Source organism: Methylobacterium sp. UNCCL125 (assembly GCF_900116795.1).
GTDB lineage: Bacteria > Pseudomonadota > Alphaproteobacteria > Rhizobiales > Beijerinckiaceae > Methylobacterium > Methylobacterium fujisawaense.
The window spans coordinates 152,954-173,571 of sequence record NZ_FPBW01000007.1; the positions used below are offsets into that span (position 1 = coordinate 152,954).

Consider the following 20,618-nt stretch of genomic DNA (forward strand, 5'->3'; position numbering starts at 1 on the left):
GAACCGGTCACACGCACCACGACCTCGCACCACGCTGGGACAGACCGGCTTCGTGGCGGGACGTAACGCAGGGACGGCGGGCATGACAGCCCGGGCCGTGCAGGCGGCGTGCCGCCGGACCCGGCCCTCAGCCCGCGCCCCGCTTCCGGATCAGCGACGCGCCGGTCATCTCGGCCGGCTGGTCGAGCCCCATCAGGTCGAGGAGGGTGGGCGCCACATCCGCCAGGCGGCCGTCGGCCAGGGACACGCCGTCGACGCCGATGAGCAGGGCCGGGACCGGGTTGAGGGTGTGGGCGGTGTGGGGCTCCCCGGTCTCGGGATCGCGCATCATCTCGCAATTGCCATGGTCGGCGGTCACCAGCAGCGCCCCGCCCTGCGCCGTCACCGCCTCGACTACGCGGCCGAGGCAGGTGTCGACGGTCTCTACCGCCTTCACGGCGGCCGCGAGACTGCCGGTATGGCCGACCATGTCGGGATTGGCGAAGTTCAGGATGATGAGGTCGTAGCGCCCGGAGCCGATCGCCTCCACGGCGCGATCGGTGAGTTCCGGCGCCGACATCTCCGGCTGCAGGTCGTAGGTTGCGACCTTGGGCGAGGGCACGAGGACCGCGTCCTGCCCCGCGAACGGGTCCTCGCGGCCGCCGTTCATGAAGTAGGTGACGTGCGGGTACTTCTCGGTCTCGGCCATGCGCAACTGCGTGCGGCCGGCCCGGGCTACGGTCTCGCCGAGGCCGTTGGGCAGGTCGAGGGGGCCGAACAGGGTCTCGGCGAAGGCGTCGATCTCGACGCTGTACTGGACGATCCCCAGGGCGGCGGCGAACCGGACCGTCCGCGTGCGGTCGAATCCCGCGAAGGCCGGGTCGAGGAGCGCCTCCAGGATCTGCCGGGTCCGGTCGGCGCGGAAGTTGAAGCACAGCAGGCCGTCGCCGTCCCGCATGCCGGCATAGTCGCCGATGATCGCGGGCCGCATGAACTCATCCGACACGTCCTGCGCGTAGGACGCGGCGACCGCCTGCCCGGCCCGCTCGAACCGGGTCCCGCGCGCCTCCGTGAGGGCGTCGTAGGCCGTCTGGACCCGCTCCCAGCGCCGGTCGCGGTCCATCCCGAAATAGCGGCCGCACAGGGTGGCGATGCGCGCGCCCTTGGGCAGGGTGGCCGCCACATCGGCGATGCAGGTGGCCGCGGAGCGGGGCGGCATGTCGCGCCCGTCGGTGAAGCCATGGAGACGGACCGGGATCCCCGCCGCGACCAGCAACCGCGCCAGCGCCACGGCGTGGTCCTGATGGGCGTGGACGCCGCCGGGCGAGAGCAGGCCGACGAGGTGGCAGGTGCCCCCCGATGCGCGGAGGGTCTCGATGAACCGGATCAGCGCCGGATTCCGGGCGAGCGAACCGTCGGCGACGGCGGAGTCGATCCGCGGCAGGTCCTGCAGGACCACGCGGCCCGCCCCGATATTGAGATGCCCAACCTCGGAATTGCCCATCTGCCCCGCGGGGAGGCCGACATCGGCGCCGAAGGTTTTCAGCTGCGCCCGGGGATGCGCCTGCATCAGCGCGTCGAAGACCGGGGTCTTGGCTTGGTGGACGGCGTTGTCGGCCACCGCGTCCCGCAGACCCCAGCCGTCGAGGATCACGAGCATCACGGGACGCGGCGTACTGTCGGGCACGGTCACAACTCTCCTGCGCTGCCGCACGCGGGGCGCGGCCGGTCTCCGGGCCCTGCGCGGCCGGATCGTTGCGCGTGTCGATAATCGCCTTGGCCCCGTGAGGCCACCGCCCCAATGGGCGAATGGGCGACGGATGCGAGAGAGCGTCGGGCTTCTGACATGGCAGGGCCGCGCCCAGCCCATCGCCAGGCGCGGCACCGGCCCGGCGTCAACCGGTCAGTTGACGCGCGCCGCGTCGGATCCCGGCGGGACGCCGAGCCCGGGCCGCTTGCGGCGCAGGGCGGCCCGGAGGACGGTCCGCCAGTAGCCCGGATGGGACAGGAACCCCGCCGCCCAGGACAGATGCATGGCCACCGCCGCCGGTCCGCTCAGGAGCAGGACGGGGTCCCGCGCCTTGAGGGCCAGGGCGAGGCCGCACAGGCCGCAGGCTCCGGCGTAGAGCAGCAGCGGGATCAGCAGGGCGGGCATCAGGGCCGCCAGGGGCAGGGCCGCGACGGCGTAGAGCAGAACCAGGGCCGGCAGCATCTGGCGGGCGCGCGGCAGGCTGGCGTGCTTCTCGAGGGTCCGCGCGCAGCCGCGACCGTACTGACGGTATTGCCGCGCGAGGCTGCCGAAGCGCGCGCGGGGAAAATACGTGATCGCGAGGTCGGCGGCGAGGTAGATCCGCCCGCCCGCCGCGCAGAGCCGCCGGTCGAGCTCGGCATCCTCGTTGTGGGTGAAGGTCTCGTCGTAGCCGCCCACCCGCAGGAACGCCCGCCGGTCGAAGGCCGCGTGGTGGCCGTGGGCGACGTAGCCCGAGATGCCGCCCTGACGGTGGGCCGAGCCGCCGTTGCCGAGGCGGCTGTTCTGCGCCGCCGCGATGGCCCGCTGCAGCGGCGTGACCCCGACGGTCCGGAGCGGCACGACCACCGAGACGGCTTCCCGCAGCTGCATCGTGCCGACGAGGTTCTGCACGAACCCCTCCGGATAGACGGCGTGGCAATCGGCGCGGACCAGGTAGGCGGAGGCGGGATGCGCCAGCCGTGCCGCGAGGTTGAGGGCCGCCGCCTGGATCCGGCGCTCGTTGTGGACGAGCCGGATCCGCGGATCCCCGGCGCTCAGGGCGGCGACGATCGCGCAGGTGCCATCGCGGCTGCCGCCATCCAACACCAGCAATTCGCAGGCGACCGCATCCCGGTCGGGCAGAACGGACGCGATGGCCTCGGCGATGTGGTCGGCCTCGTCGAGGGCCGGCATGGCGATCGTCACGAGCGGAGCACCGGCGGCGCGCGCGGGGGGGCTCGTGGGTGATCTCATGGGGGCTCTCCCGACACCGGGCCCCGGTGGTCGGCGGATCCGGGCCGGCCGTTCCGGAGGGAAGCGGACGCCGACGGTCCCGCATCCGAGGGCTCATCTGCCGTGATTGGCCGCGATTACGGGCATTGATCACAACCACCACTTCGGTTGGCCGCACCGATACGACGAAAGGTGTAATTCTGACCGCCCCACCGCAATGATAGCCCGTTCCGGCGGGACAGCCGGACGGCTCGACAGTCGATTCGAACCGGATCCCGCGAGCTCGATCACGGGCTCGAAGCGTCATGCGGGACCCCCTCGAATGATGAAATCTCTGGATGCGCTTGCCCTCGGCCCGTCGGAATGCGGGCTGACCGAACAGCGGGGCGATCCGTCGACGCTGCGGGTCACCGAGATTGCGCCCGACGACCGGATCATCGCCTTCGACGCCGTGGGCCTCTGGCAGTATCGCGGTCTCTTGCGCGTCCTGATCCTGCGGGACCTGAAGGTCCTCTATCGTCAGACCGCCCTCGGCGCCTGCTGGGCGATCGCACAGCCGCTCTTCACCGTCCTGATCTTCACCGTGATCTTCGGCCACTTCGCCAAGATCCCCACCGACGGCGCGCCCTACGCGCTGTTCGCGGGCAGCGCGGTCGTCCTGTGGACCTACTTCGCCGAAGCGGTCCGGCGCAGCGCCAACGGCCTCGTGGCGGAGGCCGAACTCATCCGCAAGATCTACTTCCCGCGGCTGGTCATCCCGCTCGCCACGGTGATCTCGCCGATGGTCGACTTCGCCATCGCGCTGGCCGTCATGCTGGCCCTGATGGTCTGGTACGGCGTGGTGCCGGACTGGCACCTCGTGCTGGCCGTCCCGACCCTGATCGTCACGGCGATGCTCGCCCTCGGGGTGAGTCTCTGGCTCGGCCCGATCAATGTCCGCTTCCGGGACGTCAAGCACACGCTGCCGTTCCTGATCCAGATCTGGATGTACGCCTCGCCGATCGTCTACGCGTCGAGCATCGTGCCCGCCTCGGTGCGCTGGCTCTACGCACTCAATCCCATGGTCGGCCTGATCGAGGCGTTCCGGTTCGCCGTCCTCGGCGGGACGCCGCCCGACGCCTTCGCGATCACGGTCTCGGTCACGGCAGCGTTCGTCCTGCTCGTCAGCGGACTGATCTTCTTCCAGCGCATGGAGCGCTCCTTCGCGGATGTAATCTGATGTCGATGGCAATCAGCGTACAAGATATCGGCAAGCAGTACTGGCGCGCACCGCGGGCCGCGCACCAGAACTCCCTGCGCGACGCCCTCAGCGAGGGCGTCCGGGGCCTCCTGTCCCGCCGCTCCGAGGCGCGCCCGGCACGGGAATCCTTCTGGGCGCTCAGGGACGTCAGCTTCGGCATCAAGCACGGTGAGAATGTCGGCATCATCGGCCTGAACGGCGCCGGCAAGAGCACGCTCCTCAAGCTGCTCTCACGGATCGCCGCCCCCACCACCGGCCGCATCCGCCTCGAGGGTCGGGTCGGTGCCCTGCTCGAGGTCGGCACTGGCTTCCACAGAGAGCTGACCGGCCGGGAGAACATCTTCCTGTACGGCTCGATCCTGGGCATGGGCCGGCAGGAGATCGCCGACAAGTTCGACGCGATCGTCGCGTTCTCGGAGATCGGAGACTTCATCGACACGCCGGTCAAACGCTACTCGAGCGGCATGTATGTCCGGCTGGCCTTCTCGGTCGCGGCCCATCTCGAGCCCGACATCCTGCTCCTGGATGAAGTCCTGGCCGTCGGAGACTACGCCTTCCAGAGAAAATGCATGGACTTCGCCCATCGCCTGCAAGCGAGCGGCGCCACCATCCTGATCGTGTCGCACAACATGTTCAGCGTGAAGACGATGTGCAAGCGCGTGATCTACATCAAGAACGGGACGGTGGCCTATGACGGGCCCGTGGATGCGGGCCTCAAAATCTACGAGCAGGACAGCTACCTGTCCCACCCCTCGTGGTACAGACCCGAACAGTCGAGCCAGGACTTCCGGATCACCGGCGTCGAGATCTTCGACGCGGCCGGAGAGGGCAAGACGGTCTTCTCCCACGGCGAGCGGATGCGGATCCGCATGCGGTATGCGGCCGATCTGCCGATCCACGACGCGAACGTCTCCTGCTCCTTCACCCGCGCCGACGAGACCCATTGCTGCACGTTCAGCACGCTGCTCGACGCGGCACCGGTGCCGGTGATCACCGGTACGGGGACGATCGAGCTGCTGACACCGCCGCTCCGGCTCACCGCGGACGATTACCGGGTGTCGATCTCCGTGCGCCGCAAGGGCTTCGACACGATCGCCGACGCCAAGATCGGCGCCCGGTTCCACGTTCAGCACCCGGATCTCGATCCGTACATCTTCGGCATCTTCCACGAAGAAGGTCACTGGACCTTCGGCAGGTAGACTTATCGGGAAGGCAAAGAACCATGAGCACGGTCGATGTCGTCGTCCCCTGCTACAATTACGGCCGCTACCTCCGCGCATGCGTCGACAGTATCCTGACGCAGCGCGATGTGGACGTCCGGATTCTCATCATCGACGACATGTCGAACGACTCATCCGAAGAGGTGGGACGGGCCCTGGCCCGGGAGGATGCCCGCGTCACCTATCGGCGCCACACGGTCAACCAGGGACATATCAAGACCTTCAACGAAGGAATCATCGACTGGGCCACGGCCGACTACACGCTGCTGCTTTCGGCCGACGACATGCTGACGCCCGGGGCGCTCGCCCGCGCGGCGCAGGCGCTGAACCGGCATCCCGAAGCGGGGCTCGTCTGCGGGATGGCGGTGTCCCAGGCCGGCGACGTGGAGCCGGTGGCCGTCGCCGACGCATCGGACCCGGAATGCCGGCTCGTCCCGGGGCGCACGTTCATCAAGCGCTTCTGCGACTTCGGAAACCAGTTCGCGTCCCCGGTCGTGATCGTCCGCACATCCGTCCAGCATCGTCTCGGCGGCTACAATCCGAAGATGCGGCACACCTCCGACATGGAGATGTGGATGCGCTTCGCGTGCCATGGGCCCGTGGTCATCCTGAATGCAAAGCAGGCCTATTACCGCTGGCATAACCAGAACATGAGTTCTCATTACTATGCACAGGCGATCAGCGATCGCCGTGAGCAGATGGAAACCTGCCGCGTCATCCTGCAGGAGCAGGGAGACAGGATCCCCGAGCTTCAGGGATGGGTGGCCGCGATGCAGCGGCGGATCGGACGCGAACTCCTGATCACGGCGAGCAACTCCTTCACCCTGCATCACGACGACGACTGGAAGGAGATCCTCGCAGCTGCAGCGGAGTTCGATCCGCACCTGCTCCTGCGGCGCGACTGGTGGAAGCTCGCCCTGAAGCGGGTGATCGGTCGTTCGGCGCTCCATACCTTCCGCAGGCAGCTGCACCGATCGAACGGACGGTCGATCCGGGACTGTCGTCTCGACTGGACGAACCATGGCGAGGTCACCGGCTGGTGGCCCGCCTGAACATCCTGTCGCGGACGGTGGCTTCTCGGCGCCGCATGTCAGCACAGGTGCAATCGAGCGGAGGACGACGTGCAGAGGCCCGTCATAAACGTCGCATTCGGCATCGATCAGTCGTACATCCCACAACTTCGTGTGGTCATGCGCTCGATCGAGACACGAAACGAACGCAACCCGCTGCGGTTTTTCGTCTTCCATGACGGCATCGACGCGGCCAGCCGAGCCCAGGTTTCGACCCAACGCGCCACGATCGAGTGGATTCAGATCTGCGATCCGATCCTGCTCGGGTTCGACGCCCATCGCCCGAGCATGAGTCGGGCGACGTATTTCCGGTTGATGATCCCGCGATTTATGCCGCCTGACGTCAGCCGTGCGATCTATCTCGATTCCGATCTCATCCTTCAAAGCGACATCGCCGAACTCTGGGACTTCGACCTCGGCGCCCATGCGCTCGGAGCCGTGGTCGATGCCGGCCTCAACCCGCGCGACTTCGCCGCGCGGTACGGCCTGCCGGCCCAGGGCCGATACTTCAACGCGGGCGTGCTCCTGCTGGATGTCCAGAAACTCAGAGCGGACCAGAGCTTCGATCACACGATCGCGCTCCTTGCAAGCAACGTCTACGATTACGACGATCAGGATGCGTTGAACATCAGCTTCTGGAACCGCTGGACCAGCATTCCACCGCACTGGAACTTCCAGCGCAATTTCCTCTACGAGAAGTTCGCAACGTGGACCGCCCTGACCCGGAGCGCCCCGCGGCCGAAGATCATCCACTTCACCGACGCGACCAAACCCTGGCGCCGCGACGAATGGCATCCTCTGGCGTGGCTTTACCTGAAGGAGCTGCGCGGTGCCGAGTTCGGCCTGAGCCTCCTGCGGAATGCGGGCATCGGCTTCAAGACCCGGCTCAAATGGCGTCTGCGCTGGCTGCTGTGGAATTTCAGATGCTTCTGCAGATGGAACCTCGGCCTCCAATAGCGAAGCCGGCCTTCTCCTGAGTTTCTCGGAAGCGTGCCGGCGCCGAACGCGCCGACGCGGCCCCGGTCGAACCCCGACACGCCACGGCGCCCGACATGAAGCTGACCTACTTTGCCGGCGATCCGCCGAACTTCGGGGATGAACTCAACCCGCTGGTCTGGAGCGCGATGCTTCCGGACGGCTTTCTGGATGATCGCGAGGAGGCGCTGTTCCTCGGGATCGGCTCGATCATCCAAGACATTTACCCGAGATCGGCAAGAAAATACGTTATCGGGTCCGGCTACGGCGGCTATTCGGCGATGCCGGACGTGCATGACGGATCCTGGGACGTCCTGTTCGTCCGTGGCCCCGGGACCGCGCGGCGCCTCGGCCTCCCGGCGGAGCGGGCGATCTGCGATCCAGCCGTCCTGCTGCGCCTGCTGCCGCTGCCGGAGGCCGCGTCGGGCATCACGGTCGCCTTCATGCCGCATTACGAAAGCCTGGAGCGTGGCTTCTGGCAGGTGGCCTGCCGGATGGCGGGCGTCACGCTGATCGATCCCCGGGACGATGTCGGGCGGATCCTGTCCCAGATCAGGGGCGCCAGGCTCCTCATCACCGAGGCGATGCACGGCGCCATCGTCGCCGATGCCCTCCGCACGCCCTGGATCGCCGCCAAGCCGCTCCATCACTCGCATCGCATGAAGTGGCGGGACTGGTCCGAGTCCCTCGAGATCGACCTGCGCCCGCATGCCTTGCTGCCGAGCAACATCCGCGAGATGTATCACGCCGTTTGGCCCAACGCCGAAGTCTGGCGCGCGGCGCGTTCGAGCACGATGCCGACTCTCAAGCCCGTCAATCAGATGCTGACCTGGATCGCCGCGAAGCGTCTGCAGCAGCTGTCGCATGCGGAGCCGCAGATGAGCCGCGACACCCGGCTGGATGCGGCCGTCGACGGAGTCGCCTCTGCCATAGATCGGTTCGTTCTGTCCCGCGGCGGTTCGGGCCTGCGCGCGACCGGGCGGGCATCGGCTTCGGCCCGTTCCGCGTCGATGCGGTCGATGCGCTTGACGGCGTGAGGGCGGCCGCGGGGGCGATCCCGCCGATCCCCGTGACGGCCCGGCTGGCGTCCGATCAGATCGGCCGATGCATCGAGGCCATCTGAACCAGCGCCCTTCGGCAATCCCGGCGCGCGACCAGATGATAGGTCGCGCGGACCGGGAAGACCCTCAGCGCTCCGACGATGGCCCTGAAGGCCCGGCGCTTCTGGCCGCGCGAGGCTGCGGCGATCATGATCGTGACGAAATACCAGTAAAAGTGCTGCAGCGTGCCTTGATACGCCCTGAGGAACGCGAGGGGCGAGGGCCAGATACGCCATTCCGGCACACTATGCCTGAAGAAGACCAGCCGGTCGTAGGCAAGACGGTCGTACTGAATCGCGTCGTAGGTGCCGTGGGCGCGGCCGCGGAAGAGCATGCAGGGTGTCTCGACATAGCCCAGGGTCCGCCGGCGGGCGATACGGAGCTGCCAATCCAGGTCTTCTCCACCGATGAGCGTCTCGTCGAACAGACCCACCAAATCGCGGACGCGTCTGCGGACCACGAGCGTGCCCAGTTGAGGAAAGTAGCCGCTCAGCATGGTCCGAAGAAGCGCGTCGCCGACGCCCGGATGCCGTTCCGGCCAAGGGGCTGAGGGATTCTTCAGGTCCGGGTCCGTGCCGACGGCCTGCCCCAGAACGCCGTCCAAGGCGGGATCCGCATCGAGGACCGCAATCTGCGCACGCACATTCCCCGGAAGCCACGCGTCGTCATCGTCGAGGAAAGCGATGAAGTCGCCGGTCGCCAAACGCAGGCCCGCATTCCGTGCCGCGCTCGGCCCGCGGCGCTCCACCGCCACGTAGGTGGCCCCGAACGCCTCGGCGATCGCCCGGTTCTCGCACGCGCCCCCATTGTCCGCGACGAGGATTTCAAACGCGAGATCGCGATCTTCGAGGCGCCGGATGCTTGCGAGCGCACCGCGCAGAAGATGGGGCCGCCGGAATGTCGGCACGATGACCGAAACCAGCCTCGGACCGTCTTGCATCGGGGCGCCTCCCAGGCCGATGGATCTGCTGCGACATGACAGGGCAGTACGGCCTCGGACTGTTGGAGCACCCCGAGACGCCGGAGATCAGACCCATTCTTCCCACGCATCGAAGGCGCCGCGCAGCAGGGCCTGGAAGATCAGATCATGGTCGAAGCAGGTGACGAAGGTCCGCCCCACGGTGCCCTCAGGTTTGGTCTCCTCCGCCTGCGCATAGAGGGTCCGGTAGCCGGCCTCGCGGGCCGCCTGTTGGGCGAAGGGCGTCCAGTTCATCGATTGACCGAGCGGGATCGCGAAGCTCGCCGGAGCGACGCCCAGGCGCCGCGCGATGATGGCCCGGGAGACGACGAGTTCCTCGACGGTCCGATCCGTGTCGAGGCGCCCGAAATCCGGGTGCGTCACCGAGTGGCTGCCGATCTCGACCCCGGCCGCAGCGAGCGCCTCGATGGCGCGCCAGTCCAGGATGCCGCGCGGCCCGGTCTCGGGCCGGTCCAGCCAGCCCGCCACGATGAACAGGGTCCACGGGATCCCGTAATCACCCAGGATCGGGGCCGCCGCGCTCAGCACGCTGTGCCAGCCATCGTCGAAGGTGATGGCGAGGTCGCGGGCGCCGCCGCGTCCCTCGGCGATGGCGGCCGCCGGCACGAAGCGGTAGCCCAGACGGAGCGCCCGCTCGATCTGATGCCGGAAGCGCCCGGGGGCGACGTCGTTGACGCCGCATTCCGGCTGGCCCACCGAGTGGTAGCAGAGGATGCGCCCGCCCGGCAGGGCCCGACGCCGGCGGGCGAGGGCGAGCGTCGTGCGCTCGCAGGCCATCCGGGCGGCGGCGACGCGCGGGCGGGTCAGGCCGACCGTCCGGGCGAGGCTCTTGACCGGTGCGGAGATCATCGCAGGGCGGCGCGCAGGCCGTCGACGACCTGATCCTGCGCCGCCTCCGTCATCGCCGCGTAGAGCGGCAGCAGGATCGCGTGGTCGCGGGCCCGCTCGGATTCCGGCAGCGCGAACCGCCGCGGCGCCTCGGCGTAGGGCGGCTCCAGATGCGCGCACATGATGCCCCGGCGGGTGGCGATGCCCCGGTCGAGCATCGCCTGCATGACCGCCTGCTGGTCCGCAGCGTCCGGGAGGCGGACGCAGTAGCTCTGCCAGTTGCTGCGCAGCCCCATCGGCTCGGGCGGCGGCGTCACCCCGGGGAGGTCGGCCAGCCGCGCGCGGTAGCCGTCGGCGAGGTCGCGGCGCCGAACGATCAGGTCGGGCAGCCGCTTCAGCTGCTCCCGGCCGATGGCCGCCTGCACGTCCGTCATCCGGTAGTTGAAGCCCGCGATGGCGTATTCCTCGACCACCACCCGGGCGCTGCCGTGGCGGGCGATGTCGGAGACGCTCATCCCGTGCTGGCGCAGCAGCCGGAAGGTCCGGTCCCACGCGGCGTTGGCGGTGGTGATCATGCCGCCGTCGCCGGTGGTCAGCACCTTGCGCGGGTGGAACGAGAAGCAGGCGATGTCCCCCGCCGGGCTGCCGATCGGCCGCCAGACGTCGCCCTGGAGCCGCTCGGAGCCGATGGCGCAGGCCGCGTCCTCGATCACCGGGATGCCGGACCGGCGCCCGATCGCCACGATCGCCTCCAGGTCGCAGGGCATGCCCATCTGGTGGACGCAGACGATGGCCTTCGTCTTCCCGGTGATCGCCGCCGCGGCGGCGTCCGGGGCCATGTTGTAGGTCGCCGGGTCGATGTCGACGAAGATCGGCGTCGCCCCGCACTGGGCGATGGCGTTGGCGGTGGCGATGAAGCTGTGGCTCACCGTCACCACCTCGTCGCCGGGGCCGACCCCGACGGCGAGGAGGGCGAGATGCAGCGCGGTCGTGCAGTTCGAGACCGCGCAGGCATGGGGCGCGCCGACGATCGCGGCGAACTCCGTCTCGAAGGCCGCGACCTGCGGCCCCTGGGTCAGCCATCCGGAGCGGACGACGGCGGCGGCGGCCTCGGCCTCGGGGTCGCCGACTTCGGGCTTGGCGATCGGGATCATGCCAGCGCCCGCCGCAGGTGTTCCGAGCGGGACTCGTCCTGCCACCAGGCGACGAGGTCGGCGAGGCCCTCGGCCGCCCCGATCTTCGCCTCGAAGCCGATCAGCGCCTTGGCGAGGCTCGTGTCGCAGAGGCGCCGGGGCACCGGGTTCACGGCCCGCTCAGCCTCGTGGATCAGCGGCGTGCCGTCCCGGCCCATGATCCGGGTGAGATGGCCGGCGAGGTCGACCAGCGAGGTCTCGACGCCGGTGCCGACGTTGAGCACCACGTCGGTGGCCGGCGAGATCGCCGACAGGATGTTGGCCCGGGCGATGTCGCGGACATGGACGAGGTCCATGGTCTGCAGGCCGTCGCCGAAGACGATCGGCGACTGGCCCTCGGCCAGGCGCTGCATCCAGCGGACCATGACCTCGGTGTAGCGGCCGGTCAGGTCCATCCGCGGGCCGTAGGCGTTGAAGTACCGGAGCGCGACGTAGTCCAGCCCGTACATGTCGTTGAACGAGCGCAGCAGACCTTCGCCGAAGGACTTGGCGGCGCCGTACAGGGTCCGGTTGTCGTAGGGGTGGTGCTTCTCGGTCGTCGGGAAGACCTCCGCCATCCCGTAGACCGAGGCCGAGGAGGCCATCACCACCTTGGCGACGCCGGCCTCGACGCAGCTCTCAAGCAGGTTGAAGGTCGCGGCGGCCATCACCTCGAAGGCGTGGCGCGGCTCTGCGGCGCATTGCGTGATCCGCAGGGCCGCCTGGTGGAACACCACGTCGGTGCCCTTGACCAGCGTCTCCATCAGGGCGCGGTCGCGGATGTCGCCCTGGACGAGGCGGACGCGGCCGGAGCCGAGGGCGTCCCCGAGATTCTCGGGGCGGCCGCGGATCATGTTGTCGATGGCCACGATCTCGTCGCAGCCGGCCTCGACCAGAAGGTCGATGATGTGCGAGCCGATGAAGCCCGATCCGCCGGTGACCAGGATCCGGGTCCCGCGCAGGTCGCCGCTGAACCGGCTTCCCTTGGTGACCTCACGCAGCTTGGGCATCGGCGACCTCGCAGTAGCTCGCGACGGCCCGGCAGACGGTGTCGATCTGCGCGGACGTCATCTCGGGGAACATCGGGAGGGACAGGGTCCGGGCGGCCAGCCGCTCGGTGACCGGCAGGCGGCCGGCGCCGTCGTCGAGGTGACTGTAGGCGGGCTGCCGGTGGACCGGGACGGGATAGTGGATCCCGGTGGCGATGCCGGCCGCGTTGAGGTACTGGCGCAGCCCCTCGCGGTCCGCCGTCGACACGGCGTAGACGTGGAACACGTGGTCGAGCCCGGCGGGCGCCGGCAGCTCCAGGCCGAGGCCCGCGAGCCGGGCGCCGTACTCCGCCGCCACCGCCTGGCGGGCGCGGGTCCAGCCCTCCAGGTGCGGGAGCTTGACCCCCAGCACCGCGCCCTGGACGCCGTCCATGCGCAGGTTGAAGCCGTGGCGGACGTGGTTGTACTTGCCCTGCTGGCCCCAGTCGCGCAGGCAGCGGGCCGCCGCGGCGAGGTCGTCCCGGTCCGTGACGATGGCGCCGCCCTCGCCGTAGGCCCCGAGATTCTTGCCGGGATAGAAGCTGAAGCAGCCGATATCCCCGATCGTGCCGGCCTTGCGGCCGCCGCGCTCGGCGAGATGCGCCTGGGCGGCGTCCTCGACGAGGGCGAGCCCGTGGCGCCGGGCGATGGCGCCGAGCGCGTCGAGATCGGCCATCCGGCCGTGGAGGTGCACCGGCAGGATCGCCTTGGTGCGGGGCGTGATCGCCGCCTCGACCAGGGCCGGGTCCATGGTCCAGGTGACCGGGTCGATGTCGACGAGGACCGGGGTGGCCCCGGCATACAGGACCGCCGCGACCGTCGCCACGAAGGTCGACGAGACCGTGATCACCTCGTCGCCCGGGCCGATGTCGAGGGCGAGGAGGGCGAGGTGCAGGGCCGCGGTGCCGCTGCTGACGGCGACCGCGTGGCGGGCGCCGCAGGCCTCGGCGAAGGCCGTCTCGAAGGCGCTGACCGCCGGGCCGAGGACGAAGTCGCCGCTGCGCAGGACGTTGAGGATTGCGGTCTCGACGTCGCCGCCGATCGCCGCGTACTGCGCCTTGAGGTCGAGGAAGGGGATCACGAGGCCCTCGCAAGTGGCATGAGGTCGATGGGGGCGCCGTTCTGGCGCAGGGAGCGCATGGCGGCTTCGAGCATCTCGACGACGCGCAGGCCGCTGTGGCCGTCGGTCATGGGCGCGGTGCCGTTCTCGATGGAATCGGCGAAGTGCTCGATCTCGACGATCAGCGCCTCGCGGAAGGACAGGTGCGGCGACCACATGTCGCCGGTCCGGTAGGAGACCATCAGCTCGGTGATGTCGTCCGAGCCGCCGCCGACCGTGACGCCGCGGTCGTAGACCTTGACCTTCTCGATCGGGTCGAGGTCATTGTAGACGATCATCTTCTTGCTGCCGCCGATCAGCGTCTGCCGCACCTTCACGGGCGCGAGCCAGTTGACGTTGATCTGCGCGACCACGCCGCGCGGGTAGAAGACGGTCAGGTGGGCCATGTTCTCGGGACGGCCGCTGAAATGGCCGGTGCCGCTCGCCGAGATCGCCACCGGGGCGAGATCCAGGATGTGGTCGAGGATCGCGAGGTCGTGGACCGCCAGGTCCCAGATCACGTTCACGTCGCGCTGGAACAGGCCGAGGTTCACCCGGGTCGAGTCGTAGTAGAACACGTCGCCGATGGCGTCGGTCGTGACGAGCTCGTGGATCTTCTCGACCGCGCCCGTGTAGACGAAGGTGTGATCGACCATCAGCCTCAGGTTGCGCTTGGCCGCCTCCTCGATCAGCAGCCGGGCCTCGAAGGCCGAGGGCGTGATCGGCTTCTCGATGAAGACGTGCTTGCCGGCCCGGAGCGCGTTGATGGCGATCTCGAAATGCGAGCTCACCGGCGTCGCCACCATGACGGCGTCGATCGCGGGATCGGCCACGAGGTCGCGCCAGTCCTGATGGAGCTGGACGGCGGGGTAGCGCTTGCCGGCCCGGGCGAGCGCGGCGGGCGACTGGTCGGCGATGGCCACCAGCTGGCAGCGCTCGCTCTCCGACGTGCACCGGGCGAGGTTCGGCCCCCAGTAGCCGTATCCGACGATACCGATCGAGATCATGAGTGCATTCCCCTCAAGCAATCTGCAGAGGCTCGGCCGGCTCGGGCCGCGGCGACTGGACGGAACGGGCGCGCGCGGCGCTTTCGGCGCGCTTGGTGCGCGTGTCCCCGACGACCCGCGCGGGGCATCCGGCGACGATGGCGAAGGCCGGGACATCCCGGGTGACGACGGCGCCGGCGCCGACCAGGGCGCCCTCGCCGATGGTGATCCCCGCCACGATGGTGGCGTTGGAGCCGATGGAGGCGCGGGCCTCGACCACGGTCTCGACGAGCTCCCACTCGCCGTCCCGCTTCAGGCTCCCGTCCGCGTTGGTGGCTTCCGGATAGAGCTCGTTGGTGAAGACCACGCCGTGGCCGATGAACACCTCGGCCCCGATCGAGACGCCCGCGCAGATGAAGCTGTGCGAGGAGATCTTGCAGCGCGGGCCGATATGGCTGCCGCGCTGGATCTCCACGAACGGGCCGATGCGCGAGCCGTCTTCGATTCGACATCCATAAATATTGACCAGATCTGGGTACAATATGCCCACATCGGAACCAATATTGACATCATTAATCGGCATACCGGTCGCTCCACCCGCCGAATTTCCGTGCGGTAAAGCTGCACAGAGCTGCAGGTGGCCGGGAACCCAGGCTTTCGATGTCGTTCGTCCGTCGAAAGGCGAATAGCGTCTGCCCGATGCTGCCGGCCGTCGCGATCCGGCGGCGCTCCGGTCGCCGCGCCTACGCCGAAAGGCGGGGATCCTGCCCCGACGGGACGGCGCCGGCCCACCTTTTGGAGGAGTCCCGGCGGACTTTGCCGTTACGCATCATGCCGCCTCAGCCACCCATAAGCCCGTGAGGCCGACGCGCGGTTCGCCGCTCGATGGCCACGCCCGGACATGGCAGCGCATTCGAGGGGACGACGCGTGTCGAGGATTCTGGCGAAGACTGAGCCTATGCCTGCCGGATATCGGTCCGCCGTCACCCGGCGCGCCTCCCGAGCCGGCATCATGGCCTGCCTGCTCGCCCTGTTCACGGTCCCCGCGGCGGCGGAGTACCGGATCGCCCCCGGGGACACGATCGAGGTGTCGGCCCTGAGCCTCCCGAACTTCAAGCAGGAATCCACGGTCTCGACCGATGGCGCCCTCATGGTCCCGCTGCTCGGGGACGTGCCGGCCGCCGGCCTGACCCTCGCTGAGCTGCGCCGGAACCTGCAGAAGACCCTGGCCGCCAAGGCGGTGCGGCAGCGCGGCCCGGACGGCAGGGAAACGATCGCCGTGATCGAGCCGGACGAGATCGGCGTGCGGGTCGCGAAGTACCAGCCGATCTACCTGAGCGGCGACGTGACCAAGCAGGGCGAGCACCCGTTCCATCCGGGCATGACCGTCCGGCAGGCGGTCGCCCTCGCGGGCGGCTACAATCTCCTGCGGTTCCGGATGGAGAACCCGATCATCGAATCCGCGAACCTGCGCGCCGACTACGATGCGACCTGGGCGAGCATCGCGCGGGAGAATGCGACGATCTGGCGCCTGAAGGCGATCATCGCCGCGCCGCGGGACAGGAGCGCCCCGGCCGCGGACCCGCAGGCCGCCTCGGGCGGCCGCCCGACACCGGCGCAGAAGCTCGCCGAGCAGCAGCTCCGGATCCAGCTGACCGACATCGCGAAGGAGAAGGAGCATCTGCAGCGCTCCCTCGCCCGGGCCCAGACGCAGTACGCCAATCTCAGCGAGCAGCAGGTCAAGGAGAAGGAGGGCGTCAACGCCGATGCCGAGGAGTACGACACGGTGCGTGCCCTGTTCCAGCGCGGCGCGGTGGTCACCACGCGGCTGACCGACGCCCGGCGGGCGGTGCTGCTCTCCTCGACCCGCGCCCTGCAGACGACGGTCCAGCTCACCCAGCTCGACCGTGACAAGAGCGACGTCGCCCGCAAGCTCGAGCGGGTCGAGGACCTGCAGGCCATGGACGCCCTGGAGAAGCTCCAGGCCGCGGAGAGCAACCTGTCGGCACTTCGCTCGAAGCTGAACAGCATCAACGACAAGCTCGTCTACACCGGCGCCCTGCGGGCCCAGCTCCTATCCGGAAGCCGGGCGCAGGCCGCGATCTCGGTCTTCCGCCAGGGCAGCACGTCCCGGACCCAGCTCGACGCCGCCGAGGACATGGAGCTTCAGCCGGGCGACGTCCTGGAGGTCGCGCTCAAGCCGGATCCCACCCTGCGGGGCATCGGTGACGGAGCCGGCCAGAACTGACGCCCCCCGGTTCGGCACCCCATGGGCCGAGCCGACATCCCCTTCGACAGAGAGCGCTCCGAGGCGGTGTCCGCCGCGGTGAGGAGAGAGCCATGAACCGACACTCGACCAGCGCGTCCTTCCTGCCGATCGGTGCGGCCCGCGCCGGTGGGACGGGCCCCTGGCGCAGCCTGCCGTTCTCGTCCGAGGCGGAGGCGCAGGTCTCCATCCTGACGATCGCCCGGCAGAACTGGCGGTCGATCCTGGTCTTCGCCACCATCGGCCTGGTCTGCGCCGGATTCTACGTCGCGACCGCACCCGCGATCTTCACGGCCCGGACGCGCATCTACATCGAGAGCCGCACCAGCCCGGTGACGGCCCGCGACACGCCCAATGCCGGGGCCCCGCTCGAGATCGCCGAGGTCGAGAGCCAGGTCGAGTACATACGCTCGGAGAAGATCGCGCTGGCCGCCGTGCGCCGGCTCGGCCTCCCCCCCCTGCAGGACCTCGCGGTGCCCTCGCACCCGCTGGTGGCGAAGATCCGTGAGGTCGTGAAGGCCCTCAAGGCGCTCCCCCATCGATTGATCGGCACCGAACCGCCGGTCCGGGAGACTGCCCCCGTGAGCCCGGAACTGAGCCAGGCACGGACCCTCCGGGAGAACGTGGAGGCCAACCGCATCGGCGCGGCCTACGTCATCGAGGTCGGGTACAGCGCCGACAACCCGACCACCGCCGCCGCCGTCGCGAACGCGGTGGCCGAGGCCTATGTCAGCACCGAGCTGGAAAACCGGGCCCAGATCTGGAAGGTCGCCGGCGAGTGGATGCTGCCGCGGCTGAAGGAACTCCAGCAGCGCGCCAGCCAGGCCTCGCGCGAGGCCCAGACCTACAAGGCCGAGCACACCATCATCGACCTGGGCAAGCGCGGCCTCGTGGGCGAGCAGCAGGTGGAGGAGCTCAACACCGCCGTGGCCGCGGCCCGCGCCAAGACCATGGATGCCCGGGCGGTGCGCGACCAGATCCGCGGGCTCCTCGATTCGGACATCGCCGATCCCGGGATCACCGAGGCCTTCAAGGATAGCGTGATCATCCAGCTGCGCCGGCAATATGTCGACCTCGTGCAGCGCGCCGACGACCTGAAGCGCCGGCTCGGCCCCGACCACGAGGCGGTCCAGGCGATCCAGCGGGACATTCAGGCGGCCAAGCAGTCGCTGCGCACCGAACTCGAGCGCCTCGCCATGTCCCTGGACCACGATTACGAGGTCGCCAAGGCACGCGAGGACAGCATGACGGCGGCCTTCGACGCCCTGATCTCGAAGACGCTGATCATGAGCAATGCCCGGGTCAAGGCGAAAGAACTCGACCGCACCGCCGAGACCTACGACCAGATCTACACGAACCTGCTCCAGCGCTACATCGACGCCGTCAACCAGCAATCCTATCCGCAGCCCTCCGCCCACGTGATCACGCCGGCGACCGTGCCGGAGGCTCCGAGCGCGCCCCGCGGCAGCCTGATCCTGCTTCTCGGCCTCTTCGTCGGCACCGGGTTCGGGGTGAGCGGCGCCTTCGCGCGGCACTGGTTCGACCGGACGATCCGCTCGCCCCGGCAGCTCACCGGCCACGGCCTGACCTGCCTCGCCGCTCTCCCCGAGCTGCGGCGCGAGCCGGGCTTCCGGGCCGCCCTGGCGCTGGCTCAGGCCCATGCCAGCGAGGCGCAGCGCCCGGCCAATGTCGAAGCGTTCAAGGCGAGCGCGGTGCGGTTCATGCCCCAATCGGTCTTCGTCGAGCGCCTGCACAGCCTGAAGGCCCATGTGCTGGGCAGCGATCGCCGCGGTGCGGTCTTCGCGATCGGCGTCACCTCGGTGGGGTCCGGCGCGGGCAAGACCCTGTTCGCGAGCAATTTCGGTCAGCTCCTCGCCCGCGTCCGGTCGAGCGCCGGGCGGGTGCTGGTGATCGACGCGGACGTCAGGCGTGCGACGCTCTCGCAGATCAACCGGGCCACGGACCAGCGCGGCCTGCTCGATGTGCTCGCCGGCCGCTGCTGCGCCACGGAGGCGGTCCGGCCCCAGCCCGGGGAAGTCCGCCTGCTCGCCTGCGGGAACCGCCACCCGAACGACCCCCATTTCAGCGACCTGATGACCCCGGAAGGCGTCGCGTCGGTCGTCGGGGACGAGCGCACCACCCTCGACCGCGTCGTCGTCGATCTGCCGCCGGTGGACGAATTGCCCACTCTCCAGCCGCTCCTCGACAGCCTCGACGGTCTGATCATCGTGGTGGAGGCGGGGCGGACGAGCATCGACGAGGTCGCCGCCGCCGTCCACGATCTCGAGTCGAGCGGCAGCACCGTCCTGGGCATCGTGCTCAACAAGACGAGCGACGGGACGACGGTCCGGCGCGGCGGCCTCAGGAGCGCGCTCCGGCGCTGGGCCACGGCCCCGCGGCGGACCCACGACGCAACCCAGGCGGCTCTGTGATCGGCCCGCTCAGCCGGGGCATCGGCCGGACCTCGGCCTTCGGGCCGGGCGCGGCCACCGCGCCCCCGGCGGTCGCGAACCCGAAGACCGCGCCCGGCCGTCGGGTCGCCTTCTTCGGCCACGATCTGGCCGAGCCGACGGTCCGGAAGCGGGTCGATGCCATCCGGGAAGCCGGCTGGTCCGTGGTCGTCTACGCCTTCGAGCGGGCCCGACCCGGCGGCGCAGCCACGCCCCGGGAGGCGGACGATGCCGTCCCGCTCGGCCGGACCGTCGACCGGAACTACGCAAGCCGGCTGCCGCGCCTCGCCCTCGGCATCCTCCGCGCCCTGCGCCGCGGGCCCGACCTGCGCGCGGCGGACGTGATCTACGTGCGCAACCTCGACATGGCCCTCGTGGCCTGGACCTCTTCACGCCTCGCCGGAAGCCGCGCGCGCCTCGTCTACGAGGTGCTCGACATCCAGCGGCTGATGGTCCGGCCGGACGCCCCGGGGCGGATCGCCCGCACGGTCGAGCGCTGGCTCCTCCGCCGCAGCGCCCTCCTCGTCGTGAGCGCACCGGACTTCATCGACCGGTACTTCCGGCCCGTCCAAGGCTTCACCGGCGCGTGGCATCTGCTGGAGAACAAGGTCATGGGCCATCGCCTCGGCGAGGTGGCGGACCGGCTCGATCGCACCCGCGCGGCTGAGCCGCCCTGGGTGATCGGCTGGTTCGGGACGCTGCGCTGCCGCAGGAGCCTGACGCTTCTCGCCGCCATTGCCGACGCCCTCGGCGACTCGGTGCGGATCGTCCTGGCGGGGCGTCTCTCCGAGGAGGACATAGCCCCGCGCGTGCTGGCCGAAACCCTGGACGGCCGTGCGAACATGGCGTTCCGCGGTCCTTACGCCAATCCCCGCGATCTCCCCGAGATCTACAGTGGGATCCACTTCAGCTGGGCCGTCGATTACCTCGACGACGGACTGAATTCGGACTGGCTGCTGCCGAACCGGCTCTACGAGGGCGGCCTGTGCGGGGCGCTGACGCTCGCGCGCGCCTCGACCGCCACCGGGCGCTACGCGGTCGCCGAAGGGCTCGGCTGGGCCTTCCCCGAGCCGCTCGCGGATTCCGTGACGGCGTTCCTGCGGACGCTGACGCCCGCCGTCTACGCGCAGCGACACGCCCGCCTGCTCGCCTGCGACCTCGCCACGTTCGTCGATGTCGGCGGCATGCGCGATCTCCTGGTCCGGGTGGACTGAACAGGCCTCTTCAGAGCAGTCCGGGCATCGCAATTCCGGCGCGCAGGCGC

The 20,618-nt window shown here is 69.5% G+C and carries 17 protein-coding genes; 8 read left to right on the forward strand and 9 right to left on the reverse strand.

What is annotated here, in order from left to right; genetic code table 11:
• Positions 1-127 precede the first annotated feature (127 nt).
• Both gpmI and BM396_RS08865 read right to left on the reverse strand, forming a co-directional pair.
• The gene (gene gpmI / locus BM396_RS08860) at positions 128-1,639 is read right to left on the reverse strand and encodes a 2,3-bisphosphoglycerate-independent phosphoglycerate mutase (RefSeq protein ID WP_043379441.1); all 1,512 of its coding nucleotides are present in this window, start codon (positions 1,637-1,639) and stop codon (positions 128-130) included.
• 243 nt (positions 1,640-1,882) lie between these two features.
• Entirely contained in the window at positions 1,883-2,962 is a 1,080-nt protein-coding gene (locus BM396_RS08865; protein ID WP_043379190.1) for a glycosyltransferase family 2 protein, read from the reverse strand.
• 301 nt (positions 2,963-3,263) lie between these two features.
• Here BM396_RS08865 and BM396_RS08870 point away from each other — a divergent pair, with 301 nt between their 5' ends.
• The 5 genes from BM396_RS08870 to BM396_RS08890 all read left to right on the forward strand — a co-directional run bounded on the left by BM396_RS08870 (position 3,264) and on the right by BM396_RS08890 (position 8,483).
• Positions 3,264-4,160: an ABC transporter permease gene (locus BM396_RS08870; RefSeq protein WP_043355138.1), complete on the forward strand. Its 897-nt coding sequence runs from the start codon at positions 3,264-3,266 to the stop codon at positions 4,158-4,160.
• Entirely contained in the window at positions 4,160-5,380 is a 1,221-nt protein-coding gene (locus BM396_RS08875) for an ABC transporter ATP-binding protein (protein WP_043379188.1), read from the forward strand. Before BM396_RS08870 ends, BM396_RS08875 begins: the two co-directional genes overlap by 1 nt.
• Before the next feature lie 23 nt (positions 5,381-5,403).
• Positions 5,404-6,453 (forward strand): glycosyltransferase family 2 protein, encoded by a 1,050-nt coding sequence (locus tag BM396_RS08880; RefSeq protein WP_051975928.1) that lies wholly within the window; start codon positions 5,404-5,406, stop codon positions 6,451-6,453.
• 69 nt (positions 6,454-6,522) lie between these two features.
• Positions 6,523-7,428 carry a glycosyltransferase family 8 protein gene (locus BM396_RS08885; protein WP_081948558.1) on the forward strand — a complete coding sequence of 302 codons (906 nt, stop codon included), beginning with the start codon at positions 6,523-6,525 and terminating at the stop codon, positions 7,426-7,428.
• Between the two features lie 95 nt (positions 7,429-7,523).
• The gene (locus tag BM396_RS08890; RefSeq protein ID WP_199807236.1) at positions 7,524-8,483 is read left to right on the forward strand and encodes a polysaccharide pyruvyl transferase family protein; all 960 of its coding nucleotides are present in this window, start codon (positions 7,524-7,526) and stop codon (positions 8,481-8,483) included.
• Positions 8,484-8,538: 55 nt separating this feature from the next.
• On the opposite strand, the gene BM396_RS08895 is transcribed toward BM396_RS08890, so the two are convergent.
• The 7 genes from BM396_RS08895 to BM396_RS08925 all read right to left on the reverse strand — a co-directional run bounded on the left by BM396_RS08895 (position 8,539) and on the right by BM396_RS08925 (position 15,221).
• On the reverse strand, positions 8,539-9,486 hold the full coding sequence (locus BM396_RS08895; RefSeq protein WP_043379183.1) for a glycosyltransferase family 2 protein: 948 nt from the start codon (positions 9,484-9,486) through the stop codon (positions 8,539-8,541).
• A gap of 87 nt (positions 9,487-9,573) precedes the next feature.
• Entirely contained in the window at positions 9,574-10,374 is an 801-nt protein-coding gene (locus BM396_RS08900; protein WP_043379180.1) for a polysaccharide deacetylase family protein, read from the reverse strand.
• Positions 10,371-11,507: a DegT/DnrJ/EryC1/StrS family aminotransferase gene (locus BM396_RS08905; RefSeq protein ID WP_043379178.1), complete on the reverse strand. Its 1,137-nt coding sequence runs from the start codon at positions 11,505-11,507 to the stop codon at positions 10,371-10,373. The genes BM396_RS08900 and BM396_RS08905 overlap by 4 nt, the downstream gene beginning before the upstream one ends.
• Positions 11,504-12,535 (reverse strand): NAD-dependent epimerase/dehydratase family protein, encoded by a 1,032-nt coding sequence (locus tag BM396_RS08910; protein ID WP_043355148.1) that lies wholly within the window; start codon positions 12,533-12,535, stop codon positions 11,504-11,506. The genes BM396_RS08905 and BM396_RS08910 overlap by 4 nt, the downstream gene beginning before the upstream one ends.
• Positions 12,519-13,634: a DegT/DnrJ/EryC1/StrS family aminotransferase gene (locus tag BM396_RS08915; protein WP_043379175.1), complete on the reverse strand. Its 1,116-nt coding sequence runs from the start codon at positions 13,632-13,634 to the stop codon at positions 12,519-12,521. Before BM396_RS08915 ends, BM396_RS08910 begins: the two co-directional genes overlap by 17 nt.
• Positions 13,631-14,659, reverse strand: coding sequence for a Gfo/Idh/MocA family protein (locus BM396_RS08920; protein ID WP_043379174.1), 1,029 nt, complete (start codon positions 14,657-14,659; stop codon positions 13,631-13,633). The genes BM396_RS08915 and BM396_RS08920 overlap by 4 nt, the downstream gene beginning before the upstream one ends.
• Positions 14,660-14,672: 13 nt before the next feature.
• Entirely contained in the window at positions 14,673-15,221 is a 549-nt protein-coding gene (locus tag BM396_RS08925) for an acyltransferase (protein WP_043355152.1), read from the reverse strand.
• A gap of 429 nt (positions 15,222-15,650) precedes the next feature.
• Between BM396_RS08925 and BM396_RS08930 the strand changes: the two genes are divergently transcribed.
• The 3 genes from BM396_RS08930 to BM396_RS08940 all read left to right on the forward strand — a co-directional run bounded on the left by BM396_RS08930 (position 15,651) and on the right by BM396_RS08940 (position 20,568).
• A complete protein-coding gene (locus tag BM396_RS08930; protein WP_244538847.1) occupies positions 15,651-16,886 on the forward strand; it encodes a polysaccharide biosynthesis/export family protein in 1,236 nt (411 codons plus the stop codon).
• Positions 16,887-16,978: 92 nt separating this feature from the next.
• A complete protein-coding gene (locus BM396_RS08935; protein WP_043379168.1) occupies positions 16,979-19,336 on the forward strand; it encodes a GumC family protein in 2,358 nt (785 codons plus the stop codon).
• Positions 19,333-20,568: a glycosyltransferase family protein gene (locus tag BM396_RS08940; RefSeq protein WP_043379166.1), complete on the forward strand. Its 1,236-nt coding sequence runs from the start codon at positions 19,333-19,335 to the stop codon at positions 20,566-20,568. Before BM396_RS08935 ends, BM396_RS08940 begins: the two co-directional genes overlap by 4 nt.
• Positions 20,569-20,618 lie beyond the last annotated feature (50 nt).

Coding starts and splice junctions, on each gene's coding strand:
- BM396_RS08930 (WP_244538847.1), top strand. CDS start 15,651: ATGGCCTGCCTGCTCGCCCTGTTCACGGTCCCCGCGGCGGCGGAGTAC.
- BM396_RS08880 (WP_051975928.1), top strand. CDS start 5,404: ATGAGCACGGTCGATGTCGTCGTCCCCTGCTACAATTACGGCCGCTAC.
- BM396_RS08895 (WP_043379183.1), bottom strand. CDS start 9,486: ATGCAAGACGGTCCGAGGCTGGTTTCGGTCATCGTGCCGACATTCCGG.
- BM396_RS08900 (WP_043379180.1), bottom strand. CDS start 10,374: ATGATCTCCGCACCGGTCAAGAGCCTCGCCCGGACGGTCGGCCTGACC.
- BM396_RS08920 (WP_043379174.1), bottom strand. CDS start 14,659: ATGATCTCGATCGGTATCGTCGGATACGGCTACTGGGGGCCGAACCTC.
- BM396_RS08890 (WP_199807236.1), top strand. CDS start 7,524: ATGAAGCTGACCTACTTTGCCGGCGATCCGCCGAACTTCGGGGATGAA.
- BM396_RS08925 (WP_043355152.1), bottom strand. CDS start 15,221: ATGCCGATTAATGATGTCAATATTGGTTCCGATGTGGGCATATTGTAC.
- gpmI (WP_043379441.1), bottom strand. CDS start 1,639: ATGCTCGTGATCCTCGACGGCTGGGGTCTGCGGGACGCGGTGGCCGAC.
- BM396_RS08910 (WP_043355148.1), bottom strand. CDS start 12,535: ATGCCCAAGCTGCGTGAGGTCACCAAGGGAAGCCGGTTCAGCGGCGAC.
- BM396_RS08875 (WP_043379188.1), top strand. CDS start 4,160: ATGTCGATGGCAATCAGCGTACAAGATATCGGCAAGCAGTACTGGCGC.
- BM396_RS08865 (WP_043379190.1), bottom strand. CDS start 2,962: ATGAGATCACCCACGAGCCCCCCCGCGCGCGCCGCCGGTGCTCCGCTC.
- BM396_RS08905 (WP_043379178.1), bottom strand. CDS start 11,507: ATGATCCCGATCGCCAAGCCCGAAGTCGGCGACCCCGAGGCCGAGGCC.
- BM396_RS08870 (WP_043355138.1), top strand. CDS start 3,264: ATGATGAAATCTCTGGATGCGCTTGCCCTCGGCCCGTCGGAATGCGGG.
- BM396_RS08935 (WP_043379168.1), top strand. CDS start 16,979: ATGAACCGACACTCGACCAGCGCGTCCTTCCTGCCGATCGGTGCGGCC.